This is a genomic window from Epilithonimonas zeae (genome assembly GCF_023278365.1).
In the GTDB taxonomy this organism is placed as follows: Bacteria; Bacteroidota; Bacteroidia; order Flavobacteriales; family Weeksellaceae; genus Epilithonimonas; species Epilithonimonas zeae_A.
Window position 1 is genome coordinate 612,889 of the sequence record NZ_CP075338.1, and the last position, 18,654, is coordinate 631,542.

12 protein-coding genes are annotated in these 18,654 nt (G+C 35.8%); 1 reads left to right on the forward strand and 11 read right to left on the reverse strand.

The features are described from left to right. Nucleotides 1-128: 128 nt before the first annotated feature. The 4 genes from KI430_RS02530 to KI430_RS02545 all read right to left on the reverse strand — a co-directional run bounded on the left by KI430_RS02530 (nucleotide 129) and on the right by KI430_RS02545 (nucleotide 5,452). Nucleotides 129-989: a T9SS type A sorting domain-containing protein gene (locus KI430_RS02530; protein ID WP_248876716.1), complete on the reverse strand. Its 861-nt coding sequence runs from the start codon at nucleotides 987-989 to the stop codon at nucleotides 129-131. A gap of 82 nt (nucleotides 990-1,071) precedes the next feature. Beyond that, nucleotides 1,072-2,892: a GEVED domain-containing protein gene (locus tag KI430_RS02535; RefSeq protein WP_248876717.1), complete on the reverse strand. Its 1,821-nt coding sequence runs from the start codon at nucleotides 2,890-2,892 to the stop codon at nucleotides 1,072-1,074. 131 nt (nucleotides 2,893-3,023) lie between these two features. Continuing rightward, on the reverse strand, nucleotides 3,024-4,160 hold the full coding sequence (locus KI430_RS02540; RefSeq protein ID WP_248876718.1) for a hypothetical protein: 1,137 nt from the start codon (nucleotides 4,158-4,160) through the stop codon (nucleotides 3,024-3,026). Then, the gene (locus tag KI430_RS02545; RefSeq protein ID WP_248876719.1) at nucleotides 4,157-5,452 is read right to left on the reverse strand and encodes a helix-turn-helix domain-containing protein; all 1,296 of its coding nucleotides are present in this window, start codon (nucleotides 5,450-5,452) and stop codon (nucleotides 4,157-4,159) included. The genes KI430_RS02540 and KI430_RS02545 overlap by 4 nt, the downstream gene beginning before the upstream one ends. A 561-nt stretch (nucleotides 5,453-6,013) precedes the next feature. Here KI430_RS02545 and KI430_RS02550 point away from each other — a divergent pair. Further along, nucleotides 6,014-7,468: a T9SS type A sorting domain-containing protein gene (locus KI430_RS02550; protein WP_248876720.1), complete on the forward strand. Its 1,455-nt coding sequence runs from the start codon at nucleotides 6,014-6,016 to the stop codon at nucleotides 7,466-7,468. Between the two features lie 110 nt (nucleotides 7,469-7,578). On the opposite strand, the gene KI430_RS02555 is transcribed toward KI430_RS02550, so the two are convergent. From KI430_RS02555 to KI430_RS02585, 7 genes are all read right to left on the reverse strand, one after another. Further along, nucleotides 7,579-7,803, reverse strand: coding sequence for a hypothetical protein (locus tag KI430_RS02555; RefSeq protein WP_248876721.1), 225 nt, complete (start codon nucleotides 7,801-7,803; stop codon nucleotides 7,579-7,581). A gap of 143 nt (nucleotides 7,804-7,946) precedes the next feature. After that, a complete protein-coding gene (locus KI430_RS02560) occupies nucleotides 7,947-8,840 on the reverse strand; it encodes a cation diffusion facilitator family transporter (RefSeq protein ID WP_248876722.1) in 894 nt (297 codons plus the stop codon). 90 nt (nucleotides 8,841-8,930) lie between these two features. Further along, nucleotides 8,931-10,919: an ATP-binding protein gene (locus KI430_RS02565; RefSeq protein ID WP_248876723.1), complete on the reverse strand. Its 1,989-nt coding sequence runs from the start codon at nucleotides 10,917-10,919 to the stop codon at nucleotides 8,931-8,933. Nucleotides 10,920-11,012: 93 nt separating this feature from the next. Further along, the gene (locus KI430_RS02570; RefSeq protein ID WP_248876724.1) at nucleotides 11,013-12,527 is read right to left on the reverse strand and encodes a glycosyltransferase family 39 protein; all 1,515 of its coding nucleotides are present in this window, start codon (nucleotides 12,525-12,527) and stop codon (nucleotides 11,013-11,015) included. Between the two features lie 186 nt (nucleotides 12,528-12,713). Beyond that, nucleotides 12,714-13,664: an SDR family oxidoreductase gene (locus tag KI430_RS02575; RefSeq protein WP_317231441.1), complete on the reverse strand. Its 951-nt coding sequence runs from the start codon at nucleotides 13,662-13,664 to the stop codon at nucleotides 12,714-12,716. Between the two features lie 194 nt (nucleotides 13,665-13,858). After that, complete coding sequence (locus KI430_RS02580; RefSeq protein ID WP_248876725.1) at nucleotides 13,859-15,340, reverse strand: tetratricopeptide repeat protein; 1,482 nt, start codon at nucleotides 15,338-15,340, stop codon at nucleotides 13,859-13,861. Between the two features lie 87 nt (nucleotides 15,341-15,427). After that, the gene (locus KI430_RS02585; RefSeq protein WP_248876726.1) at nucleotides 15,428-18,574 is read right to left on the reverse strand and encodes a T9SS type A sorting domain-containing protein; all 3,147 of its coding nucleotides are present in this window, start codon (nucleotides 18,572-18,574) and stop codon (nucleotides 15,428-15,430) included. Between the last annotated feature and the right edge of the window lie 80 nt (nucleotides 18,575-18,654).

An 18,654-nucleotide genomic window follows, 5' to 3' on the forward strand; every position in this document is an offset into this window, starting at 1 on the left:
ATCAGTTATCAAAAAAATAAAAAAACAACTCAAATAGGAGTTGTTTTTTTATTAATAAGCTTCTATTAAAATTCAAATTCTACATAGATAGTCCTATTGAAAATATGATTTATATTTTTAATATATTTTTACAATTTTACAATCTTCTGAACAGACGTAGTATTATCCGTAAAAATTATTTTAATGAGATAAGTTCCTTTAACATATTTGCTTAGATCGATACTTTTTGAAATTGTCGATTGGATTTTTTTGCCTGTAGAATCATAAATCTCAAAAGCCTGTGTTACTTTGTCTGTTTTTATGTAAACTCTATCAGTTGTAGGATTGGGATAGACTTGTAAAATAGATTTATTACTATCAGAAACAGCCATTGATTGTTTTGCCTGAACTTTGAAATTATCGACGTAAATACGATAGTTCGCATCTGCTACAAACGTAGTACCGTCAGAAGCATAGAAAGCAAACTTTACATTGCTGCTTTTATACGCAGAAACATCAATTGTTATTTTATTCCTTTCATTAGAAATAGTCATATTGGGATTGTCCCAGTTTTTTAGTTCTTGCCAGGTTGTTCCGTTATCAGTAGTTATTAGAACTTTGAATTTGTCTGTTGATACAACCTGTGGAGCAGGTCCGTTTGGATTGGTCATAAATGGACCATTGGTAGTACCATAATCAAAGGATATTTCATACTCGCCACCAGATAAATCAAAAGCATTGCTAATAGCCCAAGCAGAAACATTAGCTGTAAAAAAATTCATACATAATGACTGGTCGTTTGCAGAAGTGTTACCGAGAAAAGGTTTTTGTTGCCAATAATTGGATGATGTACCTGTAGGCCCATTTCCAACATTGGCATTGAAGGCGTAACCGATATACCAATTGGTCAATGGAAAAGTAGTAAATTCCTGAGTGTAAGGCGGAACTGTTGTTTGTGCGAAAAATGATGAAGCAATCATTGCCATTGCCAATAGATAAAATTTTTTCATAGTTGTATAAAATGTTAGTTAAGATAAAGCCCCATCTAGACAGACAGGGCTATCATCATTATAAAATAATTAATTATGAAGACTATTTTTTGATTAATTTCTGAGTATCCTGACTTCCATTATCAAAAGTCATTCTGATGATATATTGACCAGTTGTAAGCTTTGATACATCAATTGTTTTAGCTGCAGATTCCATAATTTTTCTTCCGTTTATATCGAAAATTTCAGCCGTTTTCAGATTTGACTCATTCTTGATATTTACAAAATCTTTTGTAGGATTTGGGAATATAATTGTATTGATTTTTTTATCAGTTTCAGATACTGCAAGACTTTCCTTAAGGACATTTATGGTATAATCCTCTGCCTGTCCCTGGTCATAAACTCCACAAGAATAGGTCGAATAATTAATAGCTTCTGAGATAATCCTCATTCTTGTATTACCTAAGTTAGCAGATAATGGAACAGGAAGCTGGTAAGTAATTGTATTTCCGTTGGACGTTCTTACTCTTCCAAGTTGATAAATCTCTCCGTCGTCACCCAGAAATCCATTTTGATTCCAGTCTATAAATGCTGTAATAGCCTGGTTTGATGAACTGTCATAAGTTTGCGCATTGATTTGGATTGGATAGGTTTTTCCTCTCTCAAGATCTGTTTTGATTCCTGAAAAATCTTCAAAAGGAACATTATCAGTGGATGCATTGTTGATAGTTCCAATTTTCACGTTATCTATTGGCATGAGGAAATTGAATTTTGGAAGGCAATAACTGTCAGTAGGATTGGTTTCAACACAGCTTCCAATCAATGTAAATACGCCGTCTGCACCATTGGTTACTGGTTTCCAGTTGGTTTGTCCGTCTCCGCTGTAATACATTTCCTTTCCACTATTTCTGATAGAGGTTGACTCCCAAAAGGAAGCAGTGGTTTCATCATTGTTAATCACTTTTACAACAATCCAATATCTGGATCCCGTAGCACCACCTGAAAGTACCACAGGCTCGGGAAGATTGAAGGTGTTTTTTCTAAACGTGAATCCATCTCTTACATTCAAATCGGAAACCGAGTTTGGTGTTACTCCTTCATAAGCTTTGATAGTTCCGCTTGGCAAACCATAACCATCTCTAGCCATAATGTAAATAGCAAAAGATTGGATTCCGCCTTTGTCAATAGTATTAAGAATAATATCTGTAATAGTTAGGTTGGTATGTGCTCCAACATTGAAATCATTGGCAAGATAAAGAAGTTTTAAATCACCAGCTCCTGTTTCAAAATTATTACTAGGCGTAGATGGTGCACAAGCAGATGGATAATTTTCAACACTGTCACTATTGCCAACAACAATGTCATCCAGAACGTTGGCTCTTCCAGTCTTCATTACCGCTTCAAAACAAATCTGAAGCTCAGAAGATTTTTCTGGTAGATTCAAAATAGCTTGTTTCCATTCTGGAACATTGAACATAAAATTTTTCAATACTTTCCACTCAGAAGTAGGAGAGACACGGTAATAAACATTTAGGATATTCTGATAGATTCCCCAAGATTCCTGACCCATGAAAAATGAAACTGTCGGCGTTTGTAATCCTGTAATATCCATTATCGGACTTATAAGTCTAACCTTTGCATCGGGGGAATTGGCTGCAATTTGAGAACATGCATTAAGTTGCCCGGAGTGTGCATTTACGATGTTGTAATCCACACCGCCTGCTGATCCTTTTTTATAGATCCAGCCATCATAACTTGGGTAATGCCCACCGATTACCTGTTGTGTCCAACAAGAACGGCTTGGGCTGTCAGCTTCAAAAGTTTCCTTAAAAGGAAAAGAGCTTACAGTATTACAAGTCTGGGCATTTAGATCAGCATTTGCAATAGCAAAAAATGCAATAATCCAATAATAAAGTTTCTTCATTTCTATTCAAATTTTAAACAGGACGAAAATATATCCGATTTTGATAGAAAGCAAAGATTTGAATAGCTTTATTAGAGAAAATTTATGATTTTGATAGTGGTGTTTTGTGTGTAAATATTTGAATATCAATATTATATATTTTTAGCAACCTCTTTTCTTAAAACCCTTCGTATTTGCTCTTTTCTGACTGTTTTAATGAGCATAAGTACGATTATGATTGTAAAAAAAGTTGCAATAAATATAATTAATGATACATAGGTTTTATTAATTGACTGTTTTTCTAAAGCACTGTTTGCTGCCTCCTGAAGAATTAATTGATTAACTAATTTTGCCGAAGCTAGATTGCTTTCTGCAACACGTTTTTTATAAATAGATTCGTAATAGTGATGATTTTTAATGTCCTTTTGCTGTAGAAAATTTTTGGACAGTAGTGCATAAATGTCATTTTCTATATCGTCTCTGGCTGCCTGATTTTTTCTTTGCTTCAGAATTTCAAAAAGAATCACGTTTGATAAATCAGGTTTATTTTCCAAAGCCAGAATTTTGGCCTTTCCAAGTTCGATAAATGACTGTTGTAACTCTACAAATTGTGGAGGATAACGGCTAGAAGACTCCATCATATTGATACTCGCCAGATTGAGATTTTCCAGTGCCAACTTGGTCTGCTTTTGTTGAATCAAGGAAAATCCTTTGTTCAGATAAGCCATTTTGATGTTGATCTCTGCTAAAGGATTTTTGGATTGGAGATACTGATTGATTGCTTTGTTGAAATAAGATATAGCGATTCCACTGTCAAGACTATAGAAATAGTTCATTGCCTTGAGATAGAAAATATTTCCTTTCACCATACTAAGCGTATCCGAAATTGTGGGTGAAGATAGTAGAGCCTCAGCCTGATCCAGGTAAACTCGGGTTTTTTCATTAAGTTGCAAAGACTGATATGTATTTCCAAGGATACCTAATATTTTGACTTTGGTAATCGCGTCACCGTTGTTATCAGCAATATCCAAAGCTTTATTGCCATATTTTATGACATCTAGCGGCTTTTGCAACATATTGGACGTGTTTGTCAATATAAATAATGACTGGAGTTTTTGCTCGTGACTTAGATTTTTTTTATCAAACGCTGTTTTTGCAAGACGAAAAGCTTCCATAGGGTTTTGCAGCATCAGCTTTTGTGCTTTAGTCAGAATTACATCCACAGCTGGCTCATTGGCAATTCCGAAGAATCCAAAAAACAACATCGTAATTAGAATAAATTTTTTCATTCTTCTTTCTCTTTTAACAATTGGATGTAGCTCGCTGGTGACATTCCTGTAACCGATTTGAAAACTGCAGCAAACGCACTGTGCGTGGAAAAACCACTTTCCTCTGCCAGATATTTGATTTTATAGCTTCTATAGATTGGTTTTTCTTTTAGTTTATTGATGATGTAATTGATTCTCAATTCATTAATATAAGCATTGAAATTTTTTTGCTTGTGTGTATTAATTGTTTCTGACAGGTATTTAGTATTGGTTTCCAGTTTTTTAGCAAGATTTTGCAATGACATGTTGGGATCGATACAATCCTCAGATTTTTCAAAATTTTGAAGTTTTTCCAATAAAATGTTTTCCGTTTTTTCCGGGATCGATTGTGGTTGTGGTACCTTTCTTTCCTTTAAAGCATTGATTTTGTTTATGAAGCTTCGATACTCTTTTATCTGAGTCGATACTTGAAAAAATCTTATTAATAATAGTGTAATGATAATTAATCCAGCAACAGTAATATAAATCAATATTCTTTTTCTGCTCTCCAACAAAGATTTTTCTTCATCCTTATAATTGTTCTCAATAATATTGAACCACTTGTTCTTTGCAGAAAATTTTGCCTGATCTATAAGTTTTAAAATGGATTCGCTTTTATCGCTGTTCTCTTTGTAACCAATATTGGAAGGTGTTTTGGAGTAATAGGAGGCTAACAGATCGTAATATTCATATTTAAGATTGATATTGGTAGATTGTTCCAACGAATCTTCTGGTAGCGAATCTATAAGAATCTTTGCTTCTTCCTGACGGTTATTATCAATGAGAAATTTACCATAGATAATCTGAAATTCTATATCGTAATTGTAGAGTTTTTGAATTTCCTTTAAAAAATTTTCCGATGACTTGAAATCTTTTGAGCCTGCTATTGTAAATAAGCTGAGAAGATTTTCTCTTGCAATAAGCAAATTACAAGTTGTCGCTTTTTTTAATATATCAGAGAGTGAGACCGATAGATTTCTAATTTTATTTTGCTCGATTTTGTCAATTAGCTCATTTGTTTGCTGTGAAGAATTAATATCACTGTTGTTTTCATTTTTTTTAGCAAAAGGAGTTTTTATACTCAGATAGTTTAAAATATTTCTTTTGAGAATGAGAATGCCAGGCGAAAGATTTTCATCATCACTCGCGATTTTTTTCAAAGCTTCATTCAGATTATTTTGAAAAAAAAGTGATTTGATTCTGAGATAATCAGTTTTTTCTTTCTCGTCCGTATCCAGAGCGAAGTTTTTTTCCAGATAATCTAGTGTTTCCAAAGTCTTATCCGGTTTTAGTGTCAAATCATAAGTTGCCTTTTGAAACAGTTGTTTTTTTTCAGGATCAATGGGCTTACCAAAGATAAAAATGAAAAAAAACATACAAAGAAGGAAAACGGACTTTGACACCAAAATATAAATTAGTGGTTAAAATTATGCTTTTATTTTCATTTTCGGTAGTTTTTTTAAGTATGGATATTGTAAAATCAAAGAACGGTAATTATTTTATGATAAACGAAGATCTATTATTCAACTCATAAGAAAATAGATCAATTTGTAATATAAACATATAAAAACTGGAATATTAATATGAAATTGAACTTAAAGTTTATAAGAATAATCAAGAAGTGAATGTTTTTTTTAAATGATTGATTATTAATGTTTTGTTTTGATTTTTTTTTGTATCGAAATTGAGGAAGTTTTTATAATTACGACAGTGTAATATTTCTGTTTTAGTGCTGCTCTTTATACTTTAGTTGGACAAAATAAGGTTCGAATTTTTGAATAAGTGACAGCTTTATAACTGAGAATAATTATAAAATTTAACTAACAATTTCTAATATGAGAAAAATTAACTTTTTTGCTTTTTTATTATGCGGATTGATGTCTGCGCAAACCACATTTACTTTGGTAAAGGACATTCTTCCTGGTGTACAGAATTCAACACCTTCCAACTTTGCTATTTATAATGGCAAACTTTATTTTTCTGCGAGTTCTACTGTAGATGGCGCGTCCATCGGTGCTGAACTATGGGAAAGTGATGGAACCGAAGCGGGCACAAAATTGGTTTCGGATATCGTTCCTGGCAGTTCTTCTTCTTCACCAAATGCATTGTATTCATTTAATAATAAATTATATTTCAGCGGAAGTATGGTTATCAATGGAACCACTGCTTCCGGAGTATTGATGTCGTATGATGAGACCAATGGTGTGCAGCTCGTTTCCTCTACAGCAAAATTTAGTTCAAATCTTACAAATTTAGGTAATACATTATATTTCAAAGCTACCAATGCAAGCGTAACGCCCACCACACAAAGACTTTTTTATCTGAACAATTCAGGTCAGGCAGTGATTGCGGATGATAACCTTAATGTTCTTAATATTGGTCTTGGTCCTAACAAAATTTTGGCTAATGCCCAAGTGACAAGTGCAGCAAATCCTCTTTTGACTCAACTTTATGGATTTGACGGTACATCAACAGCTCTAGTTAAAAATGTAAACCCCAATACATCTTCTTACCCACAGTATCTGATGTATAGTCCAGCTTTGGGTAAAACCCTCTTTAATGCCAACGGAGGAAATGGAGGAGAGCCTTGGATTACAGATGGAACAGAGGCAGGAACAGTCATTTTGAAGGATATCAATATTTCTAATGGCACAGCAGGATCTAACCCCAACAACTTTACAGAGTACAAGGGTAAAGTTTATTTTTCTGCTTCTGATGGTTTAACAAGTGGAATAGAACCTTGGGTTACAGATGGAACAGAGCAAGGTACCATAATGCTAAAGGATATCATTCCTGGAACATCAGGTTCTTTTCCTGAAAAATTTGTGGTAGTTAAAGACAAGCTTTACTTTTTTGCCACAAGTGCAAGTAATGTAAAACAGATTTGGGAAACAGATGGAACAGATAGCGGAACTAAAATGTTGGCGTCCATAGCATTGGGTTCCAGCTTAGTTGCATATAATGACAAACTTTATGTTGTTGTTAGAATCTCAAGTACAGATACTATTGGCACAGAACTTTATAAAGTAAATCTTCCAGAGGAAACCCTTTCTGTATCTGAAAAAAATGAAATCGCAAAAATATATCCAAATCCATCTAAAGGAGAAATATTTGTAACAAAAATAAAGTTCGGCTCTTTTGAAGTATCCGATATGACTGGTAGAATTGTTAAAAAGGATAAATTTTCAAATAATAAAATTGTAACCAATGTTACAGCTGGAACTTATTTCTTAAAAGTTTTATCCGATGATTCTAAATCCGAATTCGTAACAAAGATTGTTATTAAGTAACAAGTAAGTATATTATTTCACTATCATAATCTAAATTTTATTGAATTTTTTAAGAAGAAAACACCTTATAATCAAGGTGTTTCTTTTTGTAATTCTATAAGATTTTGGTATTAACTATATTTGACCCTTATATCTGCTGGGTTTCTCATTATTATTGTGATTTTGTCCAAATCGTCTATTACTTCGTAATCTGCTTCTTCATAGCTGTCATTGTCTGTCTTTTTGTGAATGTCAATTTCAGCAAATCCAACTTCATCCCTTGGAATATCCAGCAAAAACTTATTGGTATTATCAGGTCTTCTGAAGGCGTCTTTTGTAAAATCTATAAATTGCATAATATTTTATTTTTGGTATAAATTCCTTTTTATCAAATTGTGTGCAAATCTATTTTAGGAAGGCTTTTAAATGTGTTTATACAAAAATAAAATTGGCATTGGTGATGTTTTAAAAAACATAATAATAGTCGTATTAAGGAAGTTTATTCTGGCTGAATAATCACAAAGCGTACTAATCGAAATTCCTTTTTTATAGTTGAACGGATGCGCTGTATGGCATCTGTAATTTCTTCTGTGTCAAGATGATCTTCAAAGTCTACAATCAGCATTAAAATTACTTCTTCAGGAGATTGATAGGTTGACAAGATTGTTTTTGTTCTAACTACAGCAGGATCACTTTCCGCCAATTTAGCAATTCTATCTTTCGTTTCAGGTGCAATGCCTTCTCCCATTAGTAAGCTTCTGCTTTCCCGTGCCAAGATAAGAGAGACAAAAACCAATATCAGTCCTACAATGACCGAGGCTAATCCATCCAATTCGGGAACCTGAAGGCAATGGCTCATTCCCATAAGCAACATCACCACCAGCAAGCCTGCCACAGCCGCACCATCTTCAAAAACAACAAGGAAACTGCTAGGATCTTTGCTTTTAATAATGGCATCCCACCATCTCAGACCTTGGCGTGTCTTGTTAAATTCTCGCACAGCTATAAACAAAGAAGAACCTTCGAAGATCAATGAAAGTATTAAAACAATGTAATTCCAGAAAGGATTCTTCACTATTTCAGGTTCTATAATATGTTTAATTCCCTGATATATAGATAAGGCGCCGCCCAACGCAAAAATCAGAATTGAAACAACAAAAGACCAAAAGTAAAGCTCTTTCCCATAGCCAAAAGGATGAGCTTCATCTGGAGCTTTGTTGCTCCTCTTTAAACCGTACAAAAGCAGCAACTGGTTAGTGGTATCTACTGTTGAATGGATCCCCTCAGATATCATCGAAGCACTGTTGGTGAATCCTCCTGCAATAAATTTGGTTAATGCAATTAAAAGATTGGCAGCCAGTGCACTGTAAATTGATTTGCGGTTGTTGGCCATTGATTATTATGATTATTGTAGTGTAAAATTGAAAAGTCTCGAGACCTTCCCAGAAACCAATTACCAAATACTTTGCCTTTCAGAAATAGTTTAATCAAATTTTTTTCCAAGAGGTAAATAGAAGCTAAACATAGTGCCACTTCCTGGTTTACTTTGGACTTCTATACTGCCATTGTGAAGTTCAACAATTTCTTTACAAAGATAAAGTCCAATACCAAAACCTGCTATTGAACCACTGTTGCTGTCCTTGACTCTGTAATATCGCTCAAAGATCCGTTGTTGATCATCTGCAGAGATACCTTTGCCGCAATCCTCAACAAGGACCTTTAAACTGTTATTCCCAGCAGGCTCATAGGCTATGGTGATGACACTGTCGTTAGGAGAATATTTAATTGCATTGCCAATCAGGTTATGAAGAACCTGCGATATCTTTTCTCGGTCTGCACATAACAAAATAGATTCCGATGGCTTAAAATCGAAATGATGTGTTGTTATGGTTGACTGTAACTCGTCCTCAATTTCAGAGAACAAATACTGAAAATCAAAGAATTTTTTTTCCAGATGTAACTGCCCGGAGTCTAGTCTTGAAACATTAAGGAAACCGTTAATCATACCGGTCATATTATCCACCTGCTTCAGAGATTTCTCAAGCATATTTTGTTGAAAAATGTTTTCTGTTTTTGCCGCTTCCCGTTGTAAAACCTGAAGATAAATCTTAAGTGACGTGATAGGTGTCTTAAGTTCATGACTTACCATTCCCATAAAATCGTCTTTTCTTTGTTCCTCTTTTTTCTGTTCTGTAATATCCCTCAGTGTACCATTCAGGCTCAAAGGATTGCCTTGCTGATCATAAAAAACCCTGCCATTGGCCTGAAGCAGCCTTGGCTTTTTATCTGTATTGTTTTGGATCCGATATTCAATATAATAATGACCGTCAGATTCTTTACTAAGTGCAGACGAAATCGCTTCAACCACGCGCTCACGGTCTTCCGGTACAATCACTGACAATGCGAGAGACAAATCCAGTTTTTCATCTAAAGATAAACCAAACCATTTTTTCAGAAGCGGATTCCCTGAAAATAAGTTGGTGGCAGGTTGGTAATAAAAAGTAGCCAGTTCACCAGCATCAATAGCCAAAGCCAACATCTGCTGGTCATTCTCATTTTTTCTCCGCGCCAAAACCTGTTCTGTGATTTCTTCAAGTATCACCAAAACCCCGGAAATACTGCCATCACCAGAAAAAATAGGCTGATAGATAGAATTAACAATGGCCTCCCTGAGACCTTCCTGATGACGAAGTTTAACCAAAAATTCTTTATTGACCTGAGGTTTTCCACTTTTGTAGACTTTTTTAAGCCATTGGTTTACAGGTTGTCCAATCAATTCAGGACGTGCCAGTTCGTGTGGAAGACCTATAACTTCTGATTCTTCACGCCCCCATATGTTCAGAATCCTAGGATTAGCGATTTCTATGATATGGTCAGGTCCTTTCAACATAGCGATGCCAACAGGAGCCTGTTCAATAATAGTACGGATATATTCTCTGCTTTGCGCCAGCTGGCTCAGAGAACTGCCGAGTTCTTCATTGGTAGAAGTCAATTCCTCCAATGTAGCAGCCAGTTCTTCATTAAAAACTTTTTCCCGTTCCTCTTTCTCTTTGATCTGCTGCAGGAAGTCACGGCGAGCCGTTACATTCAATGCAGTATTCAAGATACACCAGGTTTTATTATCAGCATCCAACAGGGCTTTATACTCATAATCAAAATAATCCAGCGTTTCCTTACCATTCTTAATTAATCTAGCAGGCGCATCTGAAATTGAAAAACTTTTGCCAGTACGCCAGACTTGCTGTAATAAACCAAAAAAAGGCTGACCTTCCAATTCTGGAATGGCATCCATCAAGGGCTTGCCTATAACGGAGGCATCTTTGCCCCAAAGCGCAAGCATCCCCTCATTAGCAAACCGTATCACAATATCTTCACCGGAATAAATGGCCGTGGGAGCAGGAGAGGCACCTAAAGCCCCAATAATAAGTTCAGCGCTAAAGCTGTGGTTTAATGGATTTTCTGAGCTGTTCATAATGAAAGCAAAGATATGTATTAGCCTTTAATTCATTTATGATTCAGCAACATTCTTAAAAATAATTAAATTAATGTCAATGATTGAAAAAGTTTATCTAGCATCATCAATCTCAGCCTTGAGACGGTCTCTGATATCTATTTTTGCCCCCATAAAACTAAATATCATTGTTCCTCTTTCTCTTGCGTACGGATTTACAATAGAATCCACTAATTCAGCTTTTTTAAAATATGGACCTGTTTCAATCAGTTCATCAGGCTCAGAATATTCCTTGATACGGATCAGATTGGTATATTTTTCAATCAGATCAAACCAGTAAAGGTAGTCGGCATTAAACGAAACGGCCTTTATGCCCTGCTTTGAATAATAATTGATGGCACCTGCCTGACCATAATTATCGCAAAGCACCAACGTCTTCCCATATCTTGAAGCTTTAAGATATTCCAGATCAGTTTTCTGAGCCAATTCCTTCCAGCCCTGCATATCAGCGAAGTCCTGTGGTAGCGAATGATCCTTCCCATCCTCCCAACGCAATAATCCCCAACGCTTGTAATTGTCAGGATGCTCTACTATATATTTTGGGGTTTTGTTTGGAAAAGCAAGATTGTACAATGGTAAAAACAGCAGTACAGGAATACCCAAGCTTGTAACCTTCAGAATCCACTTTATACGGCTCTTCTCAAACAAAATACCAAGATATGTTGCACCAATAGCAATAAAAGTGGGATAAAGACCGATCGCATAATAATCCTTCGCCTTAAAAATTACAAACAGAACTATCGTAAAAACATAAGCCCAGAACAAAAATCTAATTTCCTCGAAAGGTTTATAAAATAACAGGGCATAGCAACCGATCAGCCACACAAACAGTACTCCAATAAAGAAAAGAAGCTGCGACTTAAGGAAGTTAAGGCGGCTTACATGAACCAATTGCCTTTCTGCTAATTCACCCATATGATCAACTACAGGAAAATTATGATTAAACTGCCAAATCAGATTAGGTAACATTATCATCAAAGCTAATAATGCAGAAAAATACAGATGCTTATTAAGGAAAATTTTCCAATGTTGGGTTATTAAAAGAGCAGGTATCAGACCCAGAACGGAAAATACAATATTATACTTATTCAAAAAGCCTATTCCAAAAATAACTGCTGCCACATAAAGCCATTTAACCTGTTCAGATCTAAAATATCGAATCAAAACATAGTATAGCAATGTCCACAGCAATACTTCCAGAGAAGTTGGCTGGAATAGCATATTCAAACGCAGCAGAACGGAAAGCAATACGCCTGTTGCTGCCAATATTTTGGCGAATAGATTCCCATTCAAGGTTTCCACTATCTTCCATACAACCACTATTGTAAGTGCGCCGAATAGTGCCGGAAAGAATTTTACCCAGAATAAAGAAGCACCAAGCATTTGAATTACCCAGGAAAGCCAGGAATTGACCGGCGGTACAGATAAAAAGCCCCAGGCCAAATGATTGCCTTGATTAAGATGCAGATATTCGTCCCTATGCAATTCGTATTCAGTGTTTATTAATGAATACTGAAGAAAAAATTTAATCAGTACCAACAATAATAGGATTAAGTAGTCTTTTTTCATAGGGTTTGGCATATTTCAAAAGTAAGACATTTAAAAGACCGTTTTTGTTACCTCCGCAACGAATTTATTTTGTTTCGTCAATATCTGCGGTGAATATTGAAAATAACATGTAGTATTGACTTGGTTGGCATCTTGTTAAAAAAAGACCACATCAATAATGTGGCCTCAATATATCTTAACGACAAATTACGGCTGTCCACTGCCACCTGCAGAACCATAAATCTGCCCGGTTGCAAAGCTTCCGTTATTATCTGCCAGCTGAACAAAAATAGATGCCAATTCAGCAGGCTGTCCTGGTCTTCCCAAAGGCGTGTCTTCTCCAAACTTGACCAGATTTTCCTGCGTTTGTCCTCCGCTGACTTCCAAAGCAGTCCAAACAGGTCCTGGAGCCACACCATTCACCCTGATGCCTTTCGGTCCCAATTGTTTAGCTAATGACTTTACATAACTGGTTGTAGCTGCTTTTGTCTGTGCATAATCATATAAATCCGCCGAAGGATCATAAGCCTGTACAGAAGATAAACCAATGATGCTGGAGCCCGGTTTTAAATGGGGTAGAGCTGCTTTTGTAATCCAGAAGGGCGCATAAATATTAGTTTTCATTGTTCTGTCAAATGCCTCGGTCGATATATCAAGGATGGATTCATTACTTTTTTGATGTCCTGCATTATTAACCAGAATGTCTATACCTCCCAATCTTGAAACCGCTTCAGAAACCAACTTCTGACAAAACGTTTCATCTCTGATATCCCCAGGAATAGCAGCGGCAGTGCGGCCTTCTTTTTCAATCAGTTCAATCACTTCTTTGGCATCCTCTTCCTCTTCTGGAAGATAATTTATAGCTACATCAGCGCCTTCTCTTGCAAAAGCAATAGCAGCGGCTCTGCCTATTCCCGAATCCCCTCCGGTAACTAATGCTTTCCTTCCTTTCAATCTGCCAGAGCCAATATAGCTTGTTTCCCCATGATCCGGTACAGGTTCCATCTTGCCTGCCAGACCCGGAAAAGGCTGGAACTGTTTACTGAATGGCGGTTTTGGATGTTTTGTTGTAGGATCTTCCAGATGATTATGATCTTCTGCTGTAATAATCTGAGCCAATTTATCAATGGCTTCTCTTCTGTTCATTTTATCTTCCATAATGAAATATTTTGGTGGTTTGATTTGAATCCTACCACTACAATCCGTATTCCAACTTTAAAGCCTATTCATTACTATATACAGAAGGATCAATGATAAAAGAGAGGAACATAAGTTTTTTTAAAAGAAAAATTTTAATTATTCTCAAGAATATTGATACAACTTGTTAAATATACTTTTAGCAATTATTTAAATTATTTGAAAATATACTGTAGATATGTTTCCACAGAATCAAAATCATGAGTTTGCAATTTCTTTTTAAGCCGCATCTTGCAAGCTCTTACGCTCTGCGGAGAAATGCCCAGAGTATTAGCCATTTCATTCCCGTTGAGTTTTAATGTCATCAATACTAATATTCGTATTTCAGCTTCAGTTATAGCAATCTCGCTTTTCCTGATATTGCTGAAAAAATCAGGATATATTTCGGAGAAACGTTTTTTAAATTTATCCCAACCGTCATCTGTTAAGATTTTCTGCTCCAACAACTCACTTACATCATAGTCAATATCCTTGGTTTCTTTATCGGGCTCCTGCAGCTTGCTGATGATATTATTTTTATGTGCAAGGTCTATGATGTAAGTTTTAAGATTGTCTTCTTTTACCTGAATAATTTGTTTCGAATTTTCAAGTTCCAATTCCAGTTGCTTTTTTCTGAATTTTATAACGGAAAGGTAGCGGTAAATAAAGAACGCAGAAATAAGTAAAACAATCAATACACAGAATGCAGTAAACATAAAGCGGTTATTGGCGATTTTCTTCTCGTTCTGAAGGTTCTGGATGCGAAGATTTTTGACTTCTATTCCCAAATTGGCCTGAAACTGCGACAATATTTTACTTTGATTGGCTTCCATAATACTTTTCTCTACTTCATAATGTTTCTTGAAATAATACAATGCCGAGTCCTGCATATTAAAGAGATCATAATTATGGGAAAGTTCATAAAGTCCTTCACTGATGCGTACTTTACTTTTTACTTTATAACTGAGTTTAAGGCATTTTTGAGCGGCATCAATGGCTTTATCTTTATTGCCTTGTTTAGCATATACTGTGCTTAGGTTTTGGTAAGCTGTCGCGATCCCTTCGGTGTAATTTATTTTTTTACACTCTTCTAAGGATAGTAGATAAAATTTTAAAGCTTCATTATATTGTTTTGAATACCGATAAATCTGTCCCTGATTATTATAAGCAATTGCCAAATCACGCGGTTCGGCGATTTCCTTAAAGATCTTTATAGCTTCATTATTCTGGGCAAATGCGTCTTCAAAATTTCGTTGCTCTTTCAGGATCAGTGCACGGTTTGTATGGGTAAGACCCAGGAGTCTTTTCATATCGTATTTTTCGGCCAGCGCTGCAGATTCTGTGTAACATTCCATTGCTGCTGTATTATTTTCAAGCCGCCAATGTATCAGTCCAAGATTATTAAGCAGCGTAGCTGTTTCCTTTTCATCTCCGGATGCTTTTACTTTTTTATAAGCTTTGGTAAAATAGTTGAGAGCTTCCTGATAATTGCCTATTCGCCATTGCTCATCACCTAATTTCGTCAGGGTTGAGGATGTATTTTCTTCTGACAGGGTATTTTTTACAGCAGCTTCTTTATCTTTATCATTGCAGGATAAGATAAAAAGCAGCATAACAAAAAATTGTGTTAAGTACTTTATTTTGTTTATATTCAGCATAATATTCAAATTTAGATTTTTATACTGCATAAACAAAAAATAGCTCTGGATAATTACCCAGAGCTATACTAATTTCTTTGATGCAAATTACTTAATAATCATTTTCTTAACTTGTTTGATTCCGGATGATTCTATCTGGTAGAAATATATTCCTGTTGGTAAATCATTGGTGTTAAATGTTATTCTGTTACTGCCTTTAGAATAAACACCATTCGATATTTCCTTAATCAAACTGCCTTGTGTACTATACAATTTGATGATAACCTTGCCGCCATTAATTAGATTGAATGGTATTGTTGTGCTGTTTGACGCTGGATTAGGATAATTTTGTCCTAACGTATCCTGTGTTGTGGAAGGGATTAATCCATCCGAAAGACCAAGTACTGCGTCGTGCTCTGTTTCGAAAAAATAAAGTCCTTTATAAAAAGACTGGTTGCTTACGCTGCCTGCAAGCAAAAGCCTGCCATCGGAATGTGGTATCAATCTTTCTCCAAAAAACTCAGCATATTCAGGCCCTGTAAAAAAAGTTTCACCCTTATTCATCCCATTTTTATCAATTTTAAGCAAAGAAGCGATAGGGAAGGGCTGACTAAAGATTTTATGCGGGAATGGGTCGATAAGGGTCTGATTCATAATATAACTTACATCGGAAGCGTCTATGTAAAAATCATTATAATAACGCATGTTTTCTGATTTGACATTCCAGATCTGTTCTCCTGTTGGGCTATATTTTACCAGTTCATTATTGATATCGCCATTGATAGCAAGGCTGTAGCCGACAACTGCAATATCACCGTTACTGAAAGGTTTAATGGTATAAGATCGTTCATTTTTGTCGGTTTCACCAAAGGTTTTGCTCCAAAGTATATTTCCTGCAGGACTTATTTTTGCGGTGATAATGTCCTCAAAAAATGTTTCGTTATCTGTTGTATAACCATTGATGTAAATGCTGTTATCATCACTGATATAAAGATTGGTTCCGGATGAAGATAAACCATCAACTGCTACGGGTGTGATCCAACCTGGAGATCCATCAGCATTGAACTGAACCGCTGTCAGATTGATATTTTGAGACATAAAATTACCAGTGCCGTGTGCACCAGTAAGGATCAAACGTTGGTTAGAATCAACTTTTCCATCGCTAATTCTGTAAATTGTATTACCATTCAGTCCGGGCATATACGTTTTCCATTCCTGAGAACCGTTTGAAGACAATTTGATTCCTAAGAATGACGTTTCGCCGTTTTCAGTTTCTTTAGCAGTACCGCCAAGATAAACTGATCCGTCTGCCTGAGGTTCCATAACATAGACCTGAGGATTATACAGCTCAATATTCTGTGACCAAAGTTGCGTGCCATCCGGAGAGAATTTCATTACTTTTAAAGCCGGCGGGAATTGCTCAAAACCAGGCAGCAAACATACATAAGTGTTTCCGTTAGCGTCTGCTCTTGCAATAATTCCATCTGCAGGATTGCCGTTTTCTGAATTGAAGACATTTTTCCAGGCTACAGAACCTTCTGCATTATGTTTTACAAGGAAATAATTGTTATTCAGCATATTGTCAGAATAGCTGTAGTAAGATCCGGTGGAAAATGTGTTGCCATTTTTGTCGTTGAAAGAATTAAGCATCGTCGCCTCTGTCGTTCCTTTGTTTGAAAAAACGGCATTCCATTCCGTGGACGGACTGGTATTACCAAATTTTGATTTAACAGTTTCAAAAACAGATCCTTTTTCGGTATAATATGAATTGACTGAGAAATAAATATTATCATCGTTATCTGTACCTACTCCTGCCATTTGCCCCATACTTGCTAGTCCTGTAGATGTAGAAATTACAAAAGCGGACTGACCTAGAAGATCACCTTCCGGAGAATATTTGTAAGCACATGCTGCAACATCCTGTTCCCATTCTTCTGCACCAGGCGTCATACCATTGGAAGAAGCTATAATATTACCTTGTGTATCAAAATTTAATGAAGCAGTAGAGTTCGTAATAAGATCTGATGTCTCTTTTGCCCAATTCTCAGTACCATCGGTATTATAAGATAATAAAACAGTTCCATCATCTGCAAAACCACCTGAATGACTTCCAGCTACATATAGTTTATTATTTTTAAATGCAACATTCCATCCGAATGTTCCATCTTCTTCGCTTTTATAAGTTTTAATCCATTGCTGCTGCCCCTGAGCATTGTACTTGATAGTTCCTATGCGGTTAAGATAGGTATCGAAAGTTCCAGTAACATAGATATTGCCATCATTATCAGTAGTTATGGCCTGAGGCACTGAATTGGTTACATCAGCGATATTTTCAGGATCAGTACTTTCGTAATTATATGTTTGTTCCCAAAGTTTTGCTCCTTCTGAGTTATATTTAATCGTGTGATAATTGAGCCAGCCGTCCGTATTAGGACTGTAACCAGTAACTAAAACATTATCATTATTATCAACAGCTAAAGCCGTTGCTTCGTTCCAGGTTTCTCCGCCTGCCGGATTTTCTGAACGATGCCATTGTTCAACACCATTGCTATTGTATTTTAGGGTAAGATAATTCACCGAATTTCCAGACCAAGCTATTCCTGTGATATAAATATTACCACTACTGTCGGTTGTGATACTGTTAGGGATCTCAAGTCCTTCAGCATTGTTGTCAAACGTTGTATCCCATAGCTTGGATCCGTCAGTGTCATATTTAAGAACCCGAATATCCATATCGTTGCCGTTCCATTTAACGCCGGATACAATAATCTTCCCTGAATTGTCAAATGCTATGTGCATTCCATATTCTACAGCATACTGGGCGGCCTGTTCACGTTTCTCCCATAAAGTTTGTCCGTCTCGTCCAACTTTGATGGTAAAAAAATCACCTGAAACCTGGTTTTCATTAGAACTACCTCCTGTGATGTAAGTGTTTCCTTCTCCATCTGTGATAGATGCATAGGGTACGTTATTACCTTTATAGGCTTCTCCGCCGTAGAAGTCATACTTGTTAGATAAATTTTTAGGCTCTGAGATATTTATCCCCATTTGGTACAACATTCTTTGCTGAGGATCTTTAAAGGTTTTATTTCTATTTAATTTAAAAGAATCCCATCGCGATAACAAAGAAATACTGCCACTAGTTTTGGAAGCCAGATAACCATTTTGTTTTTTGAGCGCAGTGCTTTGAGATGCGGCGCTTGTATATATTGCTGTTGTCATCAAAACAACAATAGATTTAAGAGTAAATTTCATCTAATACAATTTAATTGTTTTAGGTAAATTTATTCTTTAAATCAATCTGCAGTAAACTTATAGTGTTGACATCTGTGTTG